Here is a 15,242-nt window from a genome sequence, read left to right on the forward strand (position 1 = left end):
TTTTGTTATTATTTTGAACAAATTTCATTCTAACATGTGGGTAAGGGTGCGTCCATTTCCGAAATAGGTATACATGTCACCAATGAAGCCTCCTGTTGAACAGGCATCGTGTAAGTCTAGAAAATAATATTTTACCTGTATGAATATATAGAAGAAAAGCAGCAGATAGGATTAAAATTCCACTACTATTGACCGATATGTAACTATACAGTCATAACAATTAGCAAGCAAAAGTCCGCAAAATAGATGGATTGATACAGGGAGGAAGTGCCCCAATGGATAGCGTATGGAAGGTTATCATGATTGATAATCATCCGGCATTAATGCTGGGAACGAAGATCATATTGGAAGAAACCGAAAGCTTGAGTGTCGTTGGTACAGCAAGCTCGGTCAAAGATGGGGTTAAGCTTGCCGCACGTACAAGCCCTCATCTGATTCTGCTGGATGACTCACTGCCAGAGGGCAATGCAGAATTTTATTTGCGCCAGATTAAACGCAGTAGTCCGGACAGCCATGTGATTGTACTGACGGGAGATAATAATCTATCGCTATTTGCCGGGCTGATGAGCATGGGTGCAAGTGGCGTGCTTTCCAAGGAATCCTCGCCTGCCCAATTGCTGCATCTGATCAGCGGCTTGCGTCAGGGATTAACGGTCATTCCATTATCCTGGCTAAGTCAGGGCGTTGTACCGGTGCCTGCTCAAATTCCGACCGATGGCTATTTTGAGCTGTCTCAAATTGAACACACCATCATGACGCAGATTACACAGGGGTTTACATACGATAAGATCGCTGAGACGATCCGTGTAAGCCGTCGTTCTGTTGATAATTATCTACGTAAAATTTATGACAAGCTGGGTGTGAGCAGCCGTGCACAGGCGATTGAGAAATACACGCTGTATTCACATACCGCTTCATTCAAGGGTGCGCTGGAAAGCCTTCCGAATGTGATTGCTGTGGAGTCCTCTGTCGGTATCGAGCCGATTCGTACATTAAAGACCAAAGGCGCGTCAAAAAAGGTTGCTCTGGATTCAAGTTCAGGTGTATGATCTTGAAAAAGCATCGTACAGGAGGCTGAAACGGTGAAATTTTCATTTGCATCCAGAGTAAGCAAAATGCCGCCCTTTTCGGTTCGTCCAGATCGCCGTGCACAGCGCCGCGAATCGTGGATCTCGCTGGCAGAGGAATTGCCAGCAGAAGAACTGTTTCCGCTTGCTCAGCTGGGTGAAGCGGCAGGTGCGGTATTTTCAGCTGGTCCGCTTGCGCTGCAATATGGCGATGTTGCCGGTTCACTGGCATTACGACAATGGCTGCATAGTCGCTGGCAAAAGGATCAGAAGCTGGTGGTAGACCCGGCGGATATTTTGCTCACCTCAGGGAGTCAGCAGACGATTGACCTGCTCGTTCGCATTTATGTGAATCATGGTGATGTGGTGTTGATCGAATCGCCTGCACCACCAGGCTGCTTGCAGGTATTGCATTTGCAGGGAGCGCATGTGATTCATGTAGAATGCGATCGTGATGGCATGCGACCCGAGGAGCTGGAGCGCCTGATCGCTCAGCATCAGCCCAAGCTGCTGTTCGTATCGCCGAACTTTGGCAACCCGACAGGTAGAGCATGGACGCTGGAGCGACGTAAGGCGGTGCTGGAGCTGTGTCGCAAGCATGAGCTATTGATCGCAGAGGATGATGCGTATGGCGATCTGCATTTTGGATCGGAGCCGGTACGCTCTTTTCGACGTCGATATCCGAGCTTATTTCAGCTGGATCGGGAGCTGGGTGGGAATCATGTGCTGTACATCGGTTCCTTTAGCAAAACGATCGTGCCTGCACTTCGTATTGGCTGGGCAGCTGGCGATCCACAGCTCATTGAGGTGCTATCGGCAGCGAAGCAGACCGCTGACTGGCAATCCAGCACGATGAACCAGGCAATTTTACTGCGTTTGCTACAATCGCCACGCTTTGATTGGGATAGCCATATTACGATGCTCAATCGGGAATACGATATTCGGCTCAAGCTGATGCTGGAGCTGCTCAAACGGCCGAACTGGCGTGGTACAGAGGTAGAAGTACCCGTAGGCGGCATGTTTTTATGGGCGCATTTACCGGAGGAGCTGGATGGAGAGCAGCTATTGGAGCGTGCGCTTGCGAAGGGTGTATCCTTTTTACCGGGCAGACGCTGTTATGCTGACGGACAGGGTAGTAGCTATATTCGGCTGAATTTTACCCATCCGGGGCGTGAGGAATTGCTGCTTGGTATGAATCTGATTTCGGAAGCCATTGCTGAAATGAGAGGCTGATGCTTCGAGTTGTAGCAGCAATGGCTGGCAGAAGGGCAAGCAGTCGGTACCGTCATACATAGACAATGCTGAATCATACACCTTCAGGTGTGCATATACATGAATATATGAAAAAGCCGCAGGGATGATGATCCATTCTGCGGCTTTTTGCTGGGATGGGGCGGAACATACTAGCGTGGTCGGTGCTTCTCCAGATTATTTGGCTGGTTCAGAGGATGCGTAATACAAGATTCATGCTGTATTTACATTGTTGCATCGTAAATACATCGATTTCGTTTAACATGAATCGTCTACTGGGAACCAAAGCGATTCATAATGTGCATATAATCATCCAGTGCCTGCTTGCCAGCATCAGTCAGGCGATAGCTTCCACGGGCGATGCGTTCAAACCAGCCATAGTAGTTCGCCTGCATAATTGTAGCCGCGGAGGCAACGCCACTCTGTTCTCTAAGCTCGCGCGGAGAGATGCCTTCGCGTGAACCGAGTGCCTGCGCTACGCGTAGCGCCTTTTCACGATACGCGGTGACGAGCTTTACGCCTGTACTGCCGCCCAGATTATAATCACCGCTTCGTTCAGCAAGCTCTCGTACAAGTCGTTCGCGGCGGCTACCTTTGCGCGGAGTGACTGTAGTGACAGAGACGACAGGCTTGCACAGAATTTCCACCAGTGGCGATTTGGTTTTGTAAAAGGTCACCGTGATCAGTCCGAGTCCAAGCCGCTCACATAATACAATCAGCTCGCTCCAGCGCTGGTTAGCGGCGCCTTTTTTGGCGCGATTGCGTTCGACGGCAACATACACATTGCTGCTTAGCTTTTGCCGCTCGATTCCTTGCAGCAGCAGTGCCAGATTAAATGTTTTTTTGATCTCGATAATCAGGGGCTCGTTCTCGTTATGTTTTACACCGACTAGATCACAATGTCGTACTTCGCTTTTGACTTCATAGCCCTGTTTGACAAAGAAATGCTTGATCGGTAAATAAAGCTCGGTTTCGCGTTGTACTGCCATATCGTATACGTTCTCCTTCATAGCTGGATCATCGAGATACTCCGTGATCCTGTTCAAGCGTCTGTTCTGTTTACCATTATAAAGGAATACTATGACCCTATAAATAGTAGATACGTGTTCATATTCTTTCTGGAGCAATAGATCAAACGAAGAATGCGAAGCGAGGTTAGCGAAGCATCCATGATTATGATCTGAAATTCGACATCGACTCCTAAAATTCGGCATTCTTTACTAAAATAACGGTAGCATTGATCCGATGTAAATATTAATAAGTAATTATTGAGTAATTATGTGAAAATAAGTGAATTTGATATGGGTGAGGATCCATACGGGGATATAAAAAAAGGGGGACGTTTAGCATGATTAATGTTGTCGCAACACGTTTGAGACAATTGGAATATATAGGTTTGACTGAAAAAGAATTATCTTTATTATCTAAGCATCGCGATATATTCGCAAAAGTTGTAGATGAGGTCGTCGATTACTTTTACAACCATATAGAACGTTATCCTGATCTACAGCAGGTGATTCAGCGCAATCAATCCTCTGTCCATCGACTCAAGCAGACCCAGCGAGATTACTGGCTATCTCTAGCTGGTGGAAAAGTTGATGACGAATTCATCGAGACGCGTTTGAAGATTGGACGCATTCATTCGCAGATCGGTCTGAATCTGGATTATTATCTAGGTACGTATATGACCTATACAGACATTTCAGCACGCGTACTCAGTCGAGAGCTGCCGGAGGAATGGATCGACGTGCTGAATGCACTGACCAAAATGTTCAATCTGGATTCACAGCTTGTGCTGGAAGCCTATGGGGAACGTGAGCAAAGCCAGATTCGCAAAATGGGTGAGCAAAAGGAGCATATGCTAGCGGCAATTACCGAGGTTGTGAATCGAATTAGCGATATGATCGCGCGTTTGAATGCGAATGCACGTGCGATTTCAGATTCTGCCAGTCATATCGCGTCTACTCAAGAAAACTCGCTTCAAGAAATGAATATGCTGGGCGATGAAGTGAAGCAAATCGGTAAAGTAGGCTCGCTTATGCGTGAGTTGTCCGATCAGACCCATCTACTCGGACTCAATGCATCGATTGAAGCGGCTCATGCGGGCGAATATGGAAGAGGCTTTAGCATTGTCGCTCAGGAAGTGCGTAAGCTGGCAGGCTCTTCCCATAGTGCGCTACAGGATATCAACGGTACACTGGAAGTTATTTTGCGTAAGCTTGCTCAGGTAGAGGGCGATTTTAAGCAAAATGTAGAATTATCCCATCAGCAAGCACAAAGCTCGGAGGAGCTGGCTATTTTTGCTCATACGATTGAAGAGGTTGCGCGTGAGCTTGCCGCACTTCAGGAGAGTTAAAATACGCGCTAGCAGATGAAAAGGGTAAGCCATAAAATTTTAAAAAGTGCATTCGATGAAATATTTGCCTTCTATCGAAGTGATAGAGGGCAAATATTTCGTCACTTGTTCGCATAACAACAGACATACTTAGTTTTATGGCTTTAAAAAACAACACAAAATCCCTTAAAAATTAATGCCAGAAAAAAGCAGAAGTTCTTTGACATTTTGAATCAACAGTGTATAATGGGAATAGTGCGATTAATTTTACGAAATAAGGTGATTACTCATGAAAAAAGAAGGACATCCTCAATTTCAACAGGCTATTTTCCTGGACCCTAGCTGTGGATATAAATTCCTGAGTGGAACAACGAAGTATTCCAGCGAAACTATGGAGTGGGAAGATGGTAACACTTACCCTGTAATTCGTGTTGATACCAGCTCTGCTTCTCATCCGTTCTACACTGGTAAACAAAGAAACGCAGACGTGGGTGGCCGCGTAGACAAGTTCAACAAAAAATACGGCTTGAAATAAGACCGATTTACGATGAACTTCTCTTCATAACCGTTTCGGTTGTGAACCGTCATAAAAAGCGTACCGCAAGCATTCATTGAGTGCATGCTGGTACGCTTTTTTTGTATGCCTATGGATATACATCTATTGCAAGCAATCTGCTAGATCGATACGGCATGTTCGTAAAGAGGATGTACAGTATTGTATGAGCATCATAAAAAAAAGTGGAAGCTCTATCCAAAAGTTTATATTGCGTTTACATTGTCCATACACTGTCTGCAAATTAAGCCTTTATACTGATCAAGAAACGTGCTGCTCTTGTATACATTCAAAGCTACGTAAAATGATGGAAGCCGATTCTGCTGAAAAACGGTGAAAACAGATGGAGTTGACTAACATGATGGAGCTTACTATTCTTGGTGGTCCCGGAGAGCATGGCCGTTCCAGCTATCTGCTTCGGCGCGACGATCAGTATATATTGCTTGATTGCGGAATGGATATACAGCCGGAATATGATGGGGAGCGTGCCAGGCTTGGGCCGATTATGCCGGGGCTACAGGCGGTCTTTTTATCGCATGCTCATGAGGATCATAGCAGCGGTCTGCAAATCCTACAGCATTATGGATATCAAGGCGAGATTTGGACGACCCGAGCTACAGTGCGCCAGCTACCTGTCTGTCTGAAAAAGATGGAATATGAGCGTTATGCGCTTACGGAGGCGGGTAGCGTGCATGCACAGGCGGAAGTCACGAGCAGAGACGAGCTGCAATTTCGCTATCTTGAGGATATGGCGCCGCCCGGAGAATGGATCTCGATTCGTCCAGAGCTTGAAATCTGCTGGGGACGAGCTGGGCACTTACCGGGTTCGATCTGGATTACGCTCAATTGGTATGGCAAAAAAATATTTTATACTGGCGATTACAGCGCCGAGTCGCGCTTGCTACAAGCGGATCGCCCACTGCATCATTCACGTATCGTATCACGCGCTCATCCGTTGCCCGGGCAAATTCCCGATCTCGATCTGGCGATTGTAGATGCGGCGTATGGTGTGGATACCGATCGGCAGGGCAATAAGCTGGCTCAGCTTGGTCGGTATATGAAGGAAACACTGCTACACTCAGGTACTGTGCTATTGCCGGTGCCTGTGTATGGACGTGGGCAGGAGCTGATGCTATGGGCGTACGAGCAGTTTCCCAAAGTTCCGATTCTGGTCGAGCAGGAATTGCTGGATGCGCTGAAGCTTTTTGCTTCCGACGAGCAATGGCTACAGCCAGATGGAGTAGGGCGAATTGAGCGACTGCTTCAATCAACGCGCCTACATAGCATGACTGATGATTCATCCCGTGAGGCGTTAATTCAAGCTCATTCCTCTGCGCTCATTTTTACCGATGATGGCATGATGCAGTCAAGTAAGGCGCAGCAGCATTATATGCGAGTCGCAGCAAGGCAGGATAATCGTGTAATTTTCACAGGCGATCTGGCACAGGGGTCGTTTGGACGGACGCTCATGATGGATATGGAGCATCGGGGCTGTCAGATTCTCCATGTGCGCTACAAGGTGCATCAGGGGCTACCGGATGTGCGGCAAATGCTGCTCGATCTGAAAAGTCCGCGTACCCTGCTCGTGCATGCACCGGTTCCACGAACCGATGGACTGGCATTGCGTCTGGAGCAGGAGGGCTTTCAGCAGGTGCACTCCTTGCTAGCAGAGGAGCAGCTCGTATTTGGTTAACAGGTAATCGATTAGAAAAGAAGCGTACAGCCGGGCATGGACATGCGGCTGTACGCTCTTTTTGTATGCTGATCTGGCTTGAGTCGGTCTACAAGCGAAGCCTTTCAGGGGCATAGTATGGATTGGCACTATAGAACAATAGATGGATGGTGTTCGTATGTTTCGTGTGCTTCCCTCGTATGGGACATACGGATTCATCCTGTAGGCGAACCGAGCGCTGCTGTCGGTTCATTCAAGCAAGCAGCAAAGCGATGAATCAAGCCGGAGTAATGGCGTTCCTTGTTGTAGGCGTAATACAGATAGCGGCGTAGCTGCTGATCCGGCAAGCTATGCATATGAAGCCTACCGCTACGAAGCTCCTCCTCGACTGCCATCCGTGAAAGAAATGCCGCGTAACCGCCCAGCATCACGGCACGCTTGATTGCTTCGGCAGAATCTAGCTCGATAAAGGAAGGAATCTCAAGCCCGCTATCTCGCATCCAGCGATCGCTAATCTGGCGTGTGCTGGAATCATGACTATGTAGCACCAGACGACTACGCTGTAGCACCTCCAGATTCAACTCGGCTTCATTAGCCAGCGGATGATCGGGAGTGAAGATCACCACCATCTGATCTTCACCGATCAGACCTTTCACAAGGGCAGGATGCTCAAATGGTTCAGTAAGCATGATGCCCATATCGATCTCATGATTGATTAGCATATCGCGAATGACCGGCGCGGTCTTGACTGCAATCGAGAGCTGTACACCTGGATGCTGATGGCTAAACGTATGAATCAGATCAGGCAGAAAATACGTGGCTGGCACATAGCTCGCTCCGATACGCAGCTGTCCTCGCTCCAGTGCACCAAATTCCTGTACAATTCGTTTGGACTCGGCAGCGAGTGCATTGATTTTAGTCGCATAATGCAGCAATGCCTTCCCCGGCTCACGTAGCAATATTTTGCCACCGCGCGATTCGAATAGCGTGACACCCATTTCCTTTTCCAGACTCTTCATATGAAAGGTAACGGTTGGCTGCTTCAAGCCTAGCTCATCAGCGACGGCTGTAATTTTCTGATGGCGATTCAGCAGCTCGACAATTTGTAGTTTGATCAGGTTCATTTCACACCTCCACCTTCAATCTAGCATAGAATTATTCGATGATTATCAAAATAGAGCATAGTAAAAATTGATATTTCGTTTACATTCCCCACACATGCCGGACAAATTCACCTTTTATACTGAGTTCAGTAGAGCAAATGATTCGCTGCCTGCTGGTGAATGTTAGCCAGTATTCATAGATCATCGATAAAGCAACAAGTACATAGAGGGGAGCAAGGCAGATGACAGAAATTACGCTTCGAGGCGTAAGCAAGAGCTATGATGGTGTGCAGGCGCTGAAACCTGTAGACATGATTATCCCAGCTGGTAAATTCACCACCCTGCTGGGGCCGTCTGGATGTGGCAAAACGACATTACTACGGCTGATTGCCGGGCTGGAAACGCCGGATAGCGGTGAGATTGTAGTCGATGGTCAGCCAGTGTTCTCGCAGACACGCCGGGTGAACCTGCCTCCGCATAAGCGCCATTTTGGCATGGTCTTTCAGGAATTTGCCCTGTGGCCTCATATGACCGTATACGAAAATGTAGCATTCAGCCTCAAAGCCAATGGGCAAAAACATAAAATCCGCGAGCGTGTCCAGCATGCGCTGGAGCAGGTACGCCTGACAGACATGGAAAAGCGGCATCCGCATCAGCTATCTGGCGGTCAGCAGCAGCGCGTTGCCTTTGCCCGAGCGATCGTCATGCAGCCAGGACTCATCCTGTTTGATGAGCCGCTGAGCGCGCTGGATGCGATGCTGCGAGAGGATATGCGAGATGAGCTGATGAGTCTGGTACGTGAGCTTGGTCTAACCGCGCTATATGTCACGCATGATCAGACGGAAGCGATGTCGATGTCGGATGAGATTATGGTCATGCAGTCGGGCAATGTATTGCAGCGAGGAACACCGGAGCAGATTTATCGCGAGCCCGTGCATCCATTCGTCGCTCGCTTTATCGGTCGGTCGAATTGGATCGAGCCAGAGCAGACGCTATTTCGTCCAGAGCATGGACGCTGGGAAGCAAAGGGAGAAGCTGGAGAGCACAGCTATACGGCTACCGTACAGCGGGTTAGCTATATGGGCGATCGATATGAAATTGAGCTGAATGCTGGAGAAGGACGTAGCTGGACCGCGTATCACGATCAGCGCATGATCATTGGGAGTATCGTACAGCTCTACGTTTCAGCGGAGCATCTGTGCACGGTGGGTGAGCGTACAAGTACAGCAACAGAAAAAATGGATGCGAACGATACGTCATCTTCATCTGTAGGAAGACAGCATATTTCATAAGAGGTGCTAAGGACAAGCTAGAAGTAGTTACGTTCTTATCCTTTAACATATGTGGGGCTATTCCTGCCTTATCCGATGCAATAAGTCACATAAGAGCATGTACAACGGTGCATCAAATCAAACGTTTAATCCCTTTACCTACTATTATTGAGGAGGAATTATTTATGAATTGGAATCAGATGTGGAAAACGACAGGTATGCTGGCTGTAACAGCAATGCTCGGTACGGCACTGGCAGGCTGCGGTAATACAGGCAGTAACAGCACAACGAGTGCAGCAGGTAGCACAGCGAGTAAGGGCGACAACACGCTCGTCGTTTACAGTGCAGGCCCGGAAGGACTGGCAAAAAAGATCGAGGCTGGCTTTGAAGCGAAAACAGGCATTCAGGTCGAAATGTTCCAGGGCACAACAGGAAAGGTCCTGTCTCGTATGGAAGCCGAAAAATCGAATCCGGTCGTCGATGTGGTCGTACTAGCATCTTTACCGTCTATGCAATCGATGGCCAAGGAAGGCATGACCCTGCCTTATCCAGAAGCAGCTAATCACGATAAGCTGGTGAAGGACTGGTCAGATGCTAATGGTAACTACTTTAGCTATAGCGCATCTGCTCTGGGCATTGTGTATAACACCAAACAGGTGCAAACGCCGCCTACCTCATGGGAAGAGCTAACACAGCCACAATGGAAGGATAAAGTGAACATTCCTGATCCATCGTTGTCCGGTTCAGCACTGGATTTCATTACAGGCTACCTGAGCGCGAAGGGCGATAGCAGCTGGTCGCTGTTCCAGCAATACAAGCAAAATGGTGTAGCGATGGCAGGTGCTAACCAGGAGGCGCTTGATCCCGTCATTACAGGGGCGAAGGATGTTGTTGTGGCAGGCGTAGATTATATGGCATACAAAGCGAAAAAAGATGGCGAGCCTGTCGATATCGTATATCCATCTGAGGGTACAGTCATTAGTCCGCGCCCAGCTGCGATCATCAAAACTACCAAGCATGAAGAGCAAGCGAAGCAATTTATCGACTATCTGCTGTCTGATGAAGCACAGCAGCTTGTAGCTAAAGCGTACCTGCTGCCAGGACGTACAGATATCAAGGCTGAGAATCGTACGAATCTGTCGGATATTAAAACCTATCCAGTGAAATGGGATTGGATGGACGAGCACGGTGCAGACGTAACAACTCGCTTTACCGAGCTGTACAAGTAAGCTTCGGTTTGAAGTAAAGGGGATGGCACAATGACACATACATCAGGATACTGGTTTCAAAGATGGAGTACGGTCGCAGCATTTTTGCTGCTGACCGTACTGATTGTTTTACCACTTCTGCTCATTTTCCGTACCGCGATCGATAGCGATGGAACGATCGATTGGCTGGCACCGTGGCATACGATTACGAGCAGCAGTCTCGGTTCGGTTATGCTAAATTCACTCTGGCTTGGCGCGCTTGTGATTGTGCTTACGACGCTACTGGCATTGCCACTAGCCTGGATTATGGCACGCTCAGCGATTGGACGCTGGCGCTGGCTGGATGTCATTCTACTTATTCCATTCATGACTCCGCCCTATATCGGCTCGATGGGCTGGATGCTCTTTATGCAAAAGAACGGGTATATGGAGCAATTGCTGCCTGCATCTGCGGCATGGACGCCTGCATTTTTCAGTCTGGGTGGCATGGTGCTGATTATGAGCTTGCATCTGTTTCCATTTTTGTATCTGATTTTGCGTAATACATTGCTACAAATTAGTGGTAGCACAGAGGAGGCAGCTGCTCTGCACGGCGGTTCGCCTGCGTATCGCTTTCGCCGAATCATTTTGCCATTGCTGCTATCCAGCTATGTGATGGGGGCTTTACTTATTTTTGTCAAAACGATTGCGGAGTTTGGTACACCGGCTACATTTGGACGCCGGATCGGCTATTATGTGATGACCTCGGAGATTCATACATACATTTCCAGCTGGCCGATTGATTTTGGAAAAGCAACTGCGCTCGCCTCCCTACTGCTCAGTGTATGTCTGGTCATGTGGTACATCCAAAGTGTGCTGAGTAGCCGATATTCGTATCGTTTGACCGGAGGAAAGGGCAGTCGTCAGAGCGGCTATCGCTTAGGGGGCTGGAAGGGTGTACTGAGCTGGGCGTATGTGATCATATTGCTGGTACTGTCGATTGGGATTCCGTACTTCTCTGTTATTACCGCTTCGCTGCTCAAGCTGCGTGGTATCGGCATTGCGGCAGGAAACTGGACGTTAGCGCACTATGCTGAACTATTACAGCCAGGCTCCGACAGTATGCAGGCGCTGATCAATAGCTTCACCTTATCGCTAGCTTCCTCGACGATTGCCGTAGTGATCGGTACATTCCTGGCACTCAAGGTGGATCGCAGTCGCCGTTTATCGCAAAAGTGGATCGATCTGTTCAGCCTGATGCCGAATACGGTTCCCGGCATTGTAATTGTCGTCGGACTTATTCTATTCTGGAATTCATCCTGGATGCCTGTACCGCTGTACAATACATATGGCATGGTCGTGTTAACGTATGTGGTGCTGTTTCTGCCGTATACCGTGCAATATGTCAAAGCAAATTACGGTCAAATTGACTCGATTCTGCTGCAAGCAGGTGCGATGTCGGGCGGTCGTCCATTATACGTGTTCCGTCGTATTTTGCTACCGCTGCTCGTGCCCGGTATTATTGCGGGCTGGATGATGACTTTTACTATTTCAAATCGTGAGCTGGTAGCGTCCCTGCTTATTCTCCCGCCGTCGATGCAGACGTCCGCCACGTATATTTTTGCCCAGTTTGAACAGGGAGCTGTCTCGATGGGGATGGCTATGGCAGTCGTATCGGTCGGTATTACGACGATTCTGCTGCTCATTCTGAATGCATTGCCTGCTACAGGCAGTAAGCAGCCGTAAGTATCGTATGCAATTAACGATACTTGGCGGAGCGGGAGAGCATGGGCGTTCCAGCTATTTGCTGACCGAGGAAGGACAGCATATTGTACTGGATTACGGTGTGAAAAAAGAAGACGGCGGGCAATATCCGCTGGTGGATAATATAGAGGAGATGATCGGCGGCTTGCAGACTGTCTTTCTATCCCATGCCCATGAGGATCACTGTATCGCGTTGCCTATTTTATATCGGCATGGCTATCAGGGACAGGTGTGGACGACAAGAGCGACAGTACAGCAGCTGCCAGCGTATTTTAACGCATGGCGCAATTATACAGATGGGCGTCATGTAACACGTCCATATGATGATGAGGATGAGCAGCGTATAGGTTATCGCTATCTGGAGGATGTTGTTCCCGCCGGACAATGGGGACAGCTTCAGCCCGGACTGGACATCTGCTGGGGACGTTCGGGGCATCTGCCCGGTTCGATCTGGCTCACCTTATGCTGGAAGGGAAAGTATATTTTCTTTTCCGGTGATTATACGTCTGAATCGCAGACACTGGTGGCGGATCGACCGCTCTATCTATCTCATTCTCTCAACCGAGCAGAGGTGTTACAGACGGTTCATGGCGAATTGGAGCGTCCCGAGCAATGGCTATGGAGGCAGCAGTCAGGTAAAATGGCGCCAATCCTACCGCAGCTGGATCTCGCTATTGTGGACGCCGCCTATGGAGACGATCCAGAATCACAAGTCGAAAAACTGCATCAGCTCAAGACACATATAGATGAAGCTATCCAAATGGGTGGCTCCATTCTACTGCCTGTACCGCTCTATGGACGAGGACAGGAGCTATTATTATGGGTAAGTGAGCAATACCCGCATATTCCATTGCTTGTAGAATCGGCATTGCTGGAAGGCTTGCAGCTACTAAGAAGCTATACCGATTGGCTGCATCATGGAGTTGAGCAGCGGATCGATCAATTATGGCATCATGCACAGCTATATCCGCTATCCGATGCAGCGGAAACCGATAGACGATATGCACAATATAGCAGTAAAATAATCTTCACCCCAGACGGAATGCTGCAAACGAAGCTGGCACGTCAGCACTATGAGCGACTACAGCATGACCCACACAGCAAAGTGATCTTTACCGGGCATCTTGCCAAAGGCTCGCCTGGCAGTCAATTAGTCGCCACTGCGCAGCCCTGTAACGGTTGTCAGATCGAGCGTGTTCGTTACAAGGTGCATCAGGGCTTACCGGATGTGCAAAGGATGCTACATGAGCTGAACCGCCCTCCAGCTGTGCTGGTGCATGCTCCTCAGGCACGCACCGACCAGCTAGCTGCTCACCTTCGCCAGCAAGGGTACCCGAATGTTCACTCCTTAATTCCAACGGCAAGGCTGGAATTTTAGAGCACAATGATCATGAGAGAATCAATTATAGAATGTCAAAGTAGCTTTCTAGTACAGACATATCGCTTAATCCATCTGACTTGAATGATAATCATTTGAATGCTCACAGGTTGAAATCGTATCGGTTAACAGAGCATACGGTAAAGCATCATACATCGAAGCATCCCCAAACATCAGACTCTGCTAATCAAGCGGAGCTGGTGTTTTTCGTTTTGTAGGTATCCATTTGTAGTTCCCCATCGAATAATTCATCGTTTCCATATAGAGACTATATATAAAATTGACGCTCCACCATAGAAATGTTGATTCCGCGCTAATGCCCATTTTCTACACTAAAGAGGTTCAAGCGCAACACGCATTCCAAACGAAAAAGGGGAGAAGAAACAGGTGAATCGATTAACAGGAAGCTGGAAAAAGACAGTAGCCGTATGGATGAGCGGTACCGTGCTGGCAGGCACATTTATGGTGGCACAGCCCGTTACGACAGAAGCAGCGGCAAACCTGACGCCAACGTACGAGGTTAAGTTTGTACTGGATCAGGACGTATTGAATGCAAATGGTGCGCCAGGTAGTGCATTGAGTAGTACATTTGCTCTGCCATCCAAGCCACAGAAGATTGCAGTGGAATACTTCGACACCAACAGCCAGAGTCTGAACGGTGAAGGCTGGAATGTGCGTCTGCGCAAAAAAGAAGATAAATCCAAGTATGAGATCACGTACAAAAAGCGTTATTCGGTTGTGAATGGTGATATTGATGCAGCCTTGACGCGTGCGAATCAGGAAGGCTTTGATGCGAGTGATACGAATTATGAAGCTGAGGTCGATTGGGGATATGGCAAGCAGACGCTGAGCCTGTCCAATGATAAAGATGTGAAAACATCCGACACTGGCGCATCGCTACCTTCCGCAAGTAAAGCATTGGAAATGGTGATTGATAAAATCCCAGGCAAGCTGGAAAATTGGAAGTCCACAAAATGGGGCAAGGATCAGCTTAAAAACTCCCGTGTGTACGGCCCTGTCATGGCAAGCAAATACGAAGGAAGCTGGAACGGTCTGGATATCGACGTGGAGGTATGGCCAATTCGCAATGCAAGCGGCACAGGTACAGAGCCAGTGATCGAAATTTCCTTCAAAGCGGATTCGTATTCTGATGCAGCTAGCAACCGTCAGCAGCTGATGCAGGCACTGCAAGCTCAGGGATGGCTCGTACCCCAGGATTCGCTGAAAACACAGCTGGTGCTGGATCGTTACTGATAGGTAAAGCATCAAAGTAGCTGAAGTAGCGAGAAGGAAGTCTATACAGCGACTTTGATCACAGATAAGCCTATTCTTTCGACCTGTATGGATGAGAAGATAAAGCTGTAGCATTGCATAATATTGTCAGCTTAGCGAAGGCATAATGATGTCACATAGCTCTAGATATAGACTGCTGAAATACAGTCACCACTTATTCTCTTCGTTGTTATCTTCTAACCCTTAACTAGCTGAATCCTATTTATATGCGCGAGCAACACATCGAAAAAAGCAGCCCCTGTTATAGGGGCTGCTTTTTTTGTATTTCATGATAAATCGTGTGCTTCATTTTGGCTGATTTAACTCAGATAAATGATGCGACTCAAGATGCTCTAGTGAATCACCATATACGTTGTGTGAAGCATCAA

General features: G+C 48.2%; 12 protein-coding genes. 10 read left to right on the forward strand and 2 right to left on the reverse strand.

Annotated elements, in window-relative coordinates:
• The first annotated feature begins 275 nt into the window (after nt 1-275).
• Together IEX62_RS02875 and IEX62_RS02880 are read left to right on the forward strand one after the other, a co-directional pair.
• A complete protein-coding gene (locus tag IEX62_RS02875) occupies nt 276-1,049 on the forward strand; it encodes a response regulator transcription factor (RefSeq protein WP_188773880.1) in 774 nt (257 codons plus the stop codon).
• Nucleotides 1,050-1,082: 33 nt separating this feature from the next.
• Nucleotides 1,083-2,300: an aminotransferase-like domain-containing protein gene (locus IEX62_RS02880; protein ID WP_188773881.1), complete on the forward strand. Its 1,218-nt coding sequence runs from the start codon at nt 1,083-1,085 to the stop codon at nt 2,298-2,300.
• A gap of 290 nt (nt 2,301-2,590) precedes the next feature.
• On the opposite strand, the gene IEX62_RS02885 is transcribed toward IEX62_RS02880, so the two are convergent.
• Complete coding sequence (locus IEX62_RS02885) at nt 2,591-3,307, reverse strand: DUF2161 domain-containing phosphodiesterase (protein ID WP_188773882.1); 717 nt, start codon at nt 3,305-3,307, stop codon at nt 2,591-2,593.
• Between the two features lie 359 nt (nt 3,308-3,666).
• Here IEX62_RS02885 and IEX62_RS02890 point away from each other — a divergent pair, with 359 nt between their 5' ends.
• The 3 genes from IEX62_RS02890 (at nt 3,667) to IEX62_RS02900 (ending at nt 6,899) form a co-directional block, all read left to right on the forward strand.
• Nucleotides 3,667-4,674 carry a globin-coupled sensor protein gene (locus tag IEX62_RS02890; protein WP_188773883.1) on the forward strand — a complete coding sequence of 336 codons (1,008 nt, stop codon included), beginning with the start codon at nt 3,667-3,669 and terminating at the stop codon, nt 4,672-4,674.
• 268 nt (nt 4,675-4,942) lie between these two features.
• Entirely contained in the window at nt 4,943-5,188 is a 246-nt protein-coding gene (locus tag IEX62_RS02895; protein ID WP_188773884.1) for a type B 50S ribosomal protein L31, read from the forward strand.
• Nucleotides 5,189-5,564: 376 nt separating this feature from the next.
• Nucleotides 5,565-6,899: an MBL fold metallo-hydrolase gene (locus IEX62_RS02900; protein ID WP_188773885.1), complete on the forward strand. Its 1,335-nt coding sequence runs from the start codon at nt 5,565-5,567 to the stop codon at nt 6,897-6,899.
• Nucleotides 6,900-7,093: 194 nt separating this feature from the next.
• Here the strand turns inward: IEX62_RS02900 and IEX62_RS02905 are convergent, their stop codons facing one another.
• Nucleotides 7,094-8,002 (reverse strand): LysR family transcriptional regulator, encoded by a 909-nt coding sequence (locus IEX62_RS02905; protein ID WP_188773886.1) that lies wholly within the window; start codon nt 8,000-8,002, stop codon nt 7,094-7,096.
• A gap of 221 nt (nt 8,003-8,223) precedes the next feature.
• On the opposite strand from IEX62_RS02905, the gene IEX62_RS02910 reads away from it, so the two are divergent.
• The 5 genes from IEX62_RS02910 to IEX62_RS02930 all read left to right on the forward strand — a co-directional run bounded on the left by IEX62_RS02910 (nt 8,224) and on the right by IEX62_RS02930 (nt 14,835).
• Nucleotides 8,224-9,273: an ABC transporter ATP-binding protein gene (locus tag IEX62_RS02910; RefSeq protein WP_188773887.1), complete on the forward strand. Its 1,050-nt coding sequence runs from the start codon at nt 8,224-8,226 to the stop codon at nt 9,271-9,273.
• Between the two features lie 164 nt (nt 9,274-9,437).
• On the forward strand, nt 9,438-10,481 hold the full coding sequence (locus IEX62_RS02915; RefSeq protein ID WP_188773888.1) for an ABC transporter substrate-binding protein: 1,044 nt from the start codon (nt 9,438-9,440) through the stop codon (nt 10,479-10,481).
• A 30-nt stretch (nt 10,482-10,511) separates the two neighbouring features.
• Complete coding sequence (locus tag IEX62_RS02920) at nt 10,512-12,185, forward strand: ABC transporter permease (RefSeq protein WP_188773889.1); 1,674 nt, start codon at nt 10,512-10,514, stop codon at nt 12,183-12,185.
• 7 nt (nt 12,186-12,192) lie between these two features.
• Entirely contained in the window at nt 12,193-13,581 is a 1,389-nt protein-coding gene (locus IEX62_RS02925; protein WP_188773890.1) for an MBL fold metallo-hydrolase, read from the forward strand.
• 432 nt (nt 13,582-14,013) lie between these two features.
• Nucleotides 14,014-14,835 (forward strand): hypothetical protein, encoded by an 822-nt coding sequence (locus IEX62_RS02930; protein WP_188774046.1) that lies wholly within the window; start codon nt 14,014-14,016, stop codon nt 14,833-14,835.
• Nucleotides 14,836-15,242 lie beyond the last annotated feature (407 nt).

This window comes from Paenibacillus hunanensis (assembly GCF_014645615.1).
In the GTDB taxonomy this organism is placed as follows: domain Bacteria; phylum Bacillota; class Bacilli; order Paenibacillales; family Paenibacillaceae; genus Saccharibacillus; species Saccharibacillus hunanensis.

Excerpts from the sequence above, each read along its gene's own strand:
- IEX62_RS02920 (WP_188773889.1), top strand. The coding sequence starts at position 10,512 with ATGACACATACATCAGGATACTGGTTTCAAAGATGGAGTACGGTCGCA.
- IEX62_RS02925 (WP_188773890.1), top strand. The coding sequence starts at position 12,193 with ATGCAATTAACGATACTTGGCGGAGCGGGAGAGCATGGGCGTTCCAGC.
- IEX62_RS02895 (WP_188773884.1), top strand. The coding sequence starts at position 4,943 with ATGAAAAAAGAAGGACATCCTCAATTTCAACAGGCTATTTTCCTGGAC.
- IEX62_RS02905 (WP_188773886.1), bottom strand. The coding sequence starts at position 8,002 with ATGAACCTGATCAAACTACAAATTGTCGAGCTGCTGAATCGCCATCAG.
- IEX62_RS02930 (WP_188774046.1), top strand. The coding sequence starts at position 14,014 with ATGAGCGGTACCGTGCTGGCAGGCACATTTATGGTGGCACAGCCCGTT.
- IEX62_RS02900 (WP_188773885.1), top strand. The coding sequence starts at position 5,565 with ATGATGGAGCTTACTATTCTTGGTGGTCCCGGAGAGCATGGCCGTTCC.
- IEX62_RS02890 (WP_188773883.1), top strand. The coding sequence starts at position 3,667 with ATGATTAATGTTGTCGCAACACGTTTGAGACAATTGGAATATATAGGT.
- IEX62_RS02885 (WP_188773882.1), bottom strand. The coding sequence starts at position 3,307 with ATGGCAGTACAACGCGAAACCGAGCTTTATTTACCGATCAAGCATTTC.
- IEX62_RS02875 (WP_188773880.1), top strand. The coding sequence starts at position 276 with ATGGATAGCGTATGGAAGGTTATCATGATTGATAATCATCCGGCATTA.
- IEX62_RS02915 (WP_188773888.1), top strand. The coding sequence starts at position 9,438 with ATGAATTGGAATCAGATGTGGAAAACGACAGGTATGCTGGCTGTAACA.
- IEX62_RS02910 (WP_188773887.1), top strand. The coding sequence starts at position 8,224 with ATGACAGAAATTACGCTTCGAGGCGTAAGCAAGAGCTATGATGGTGTG.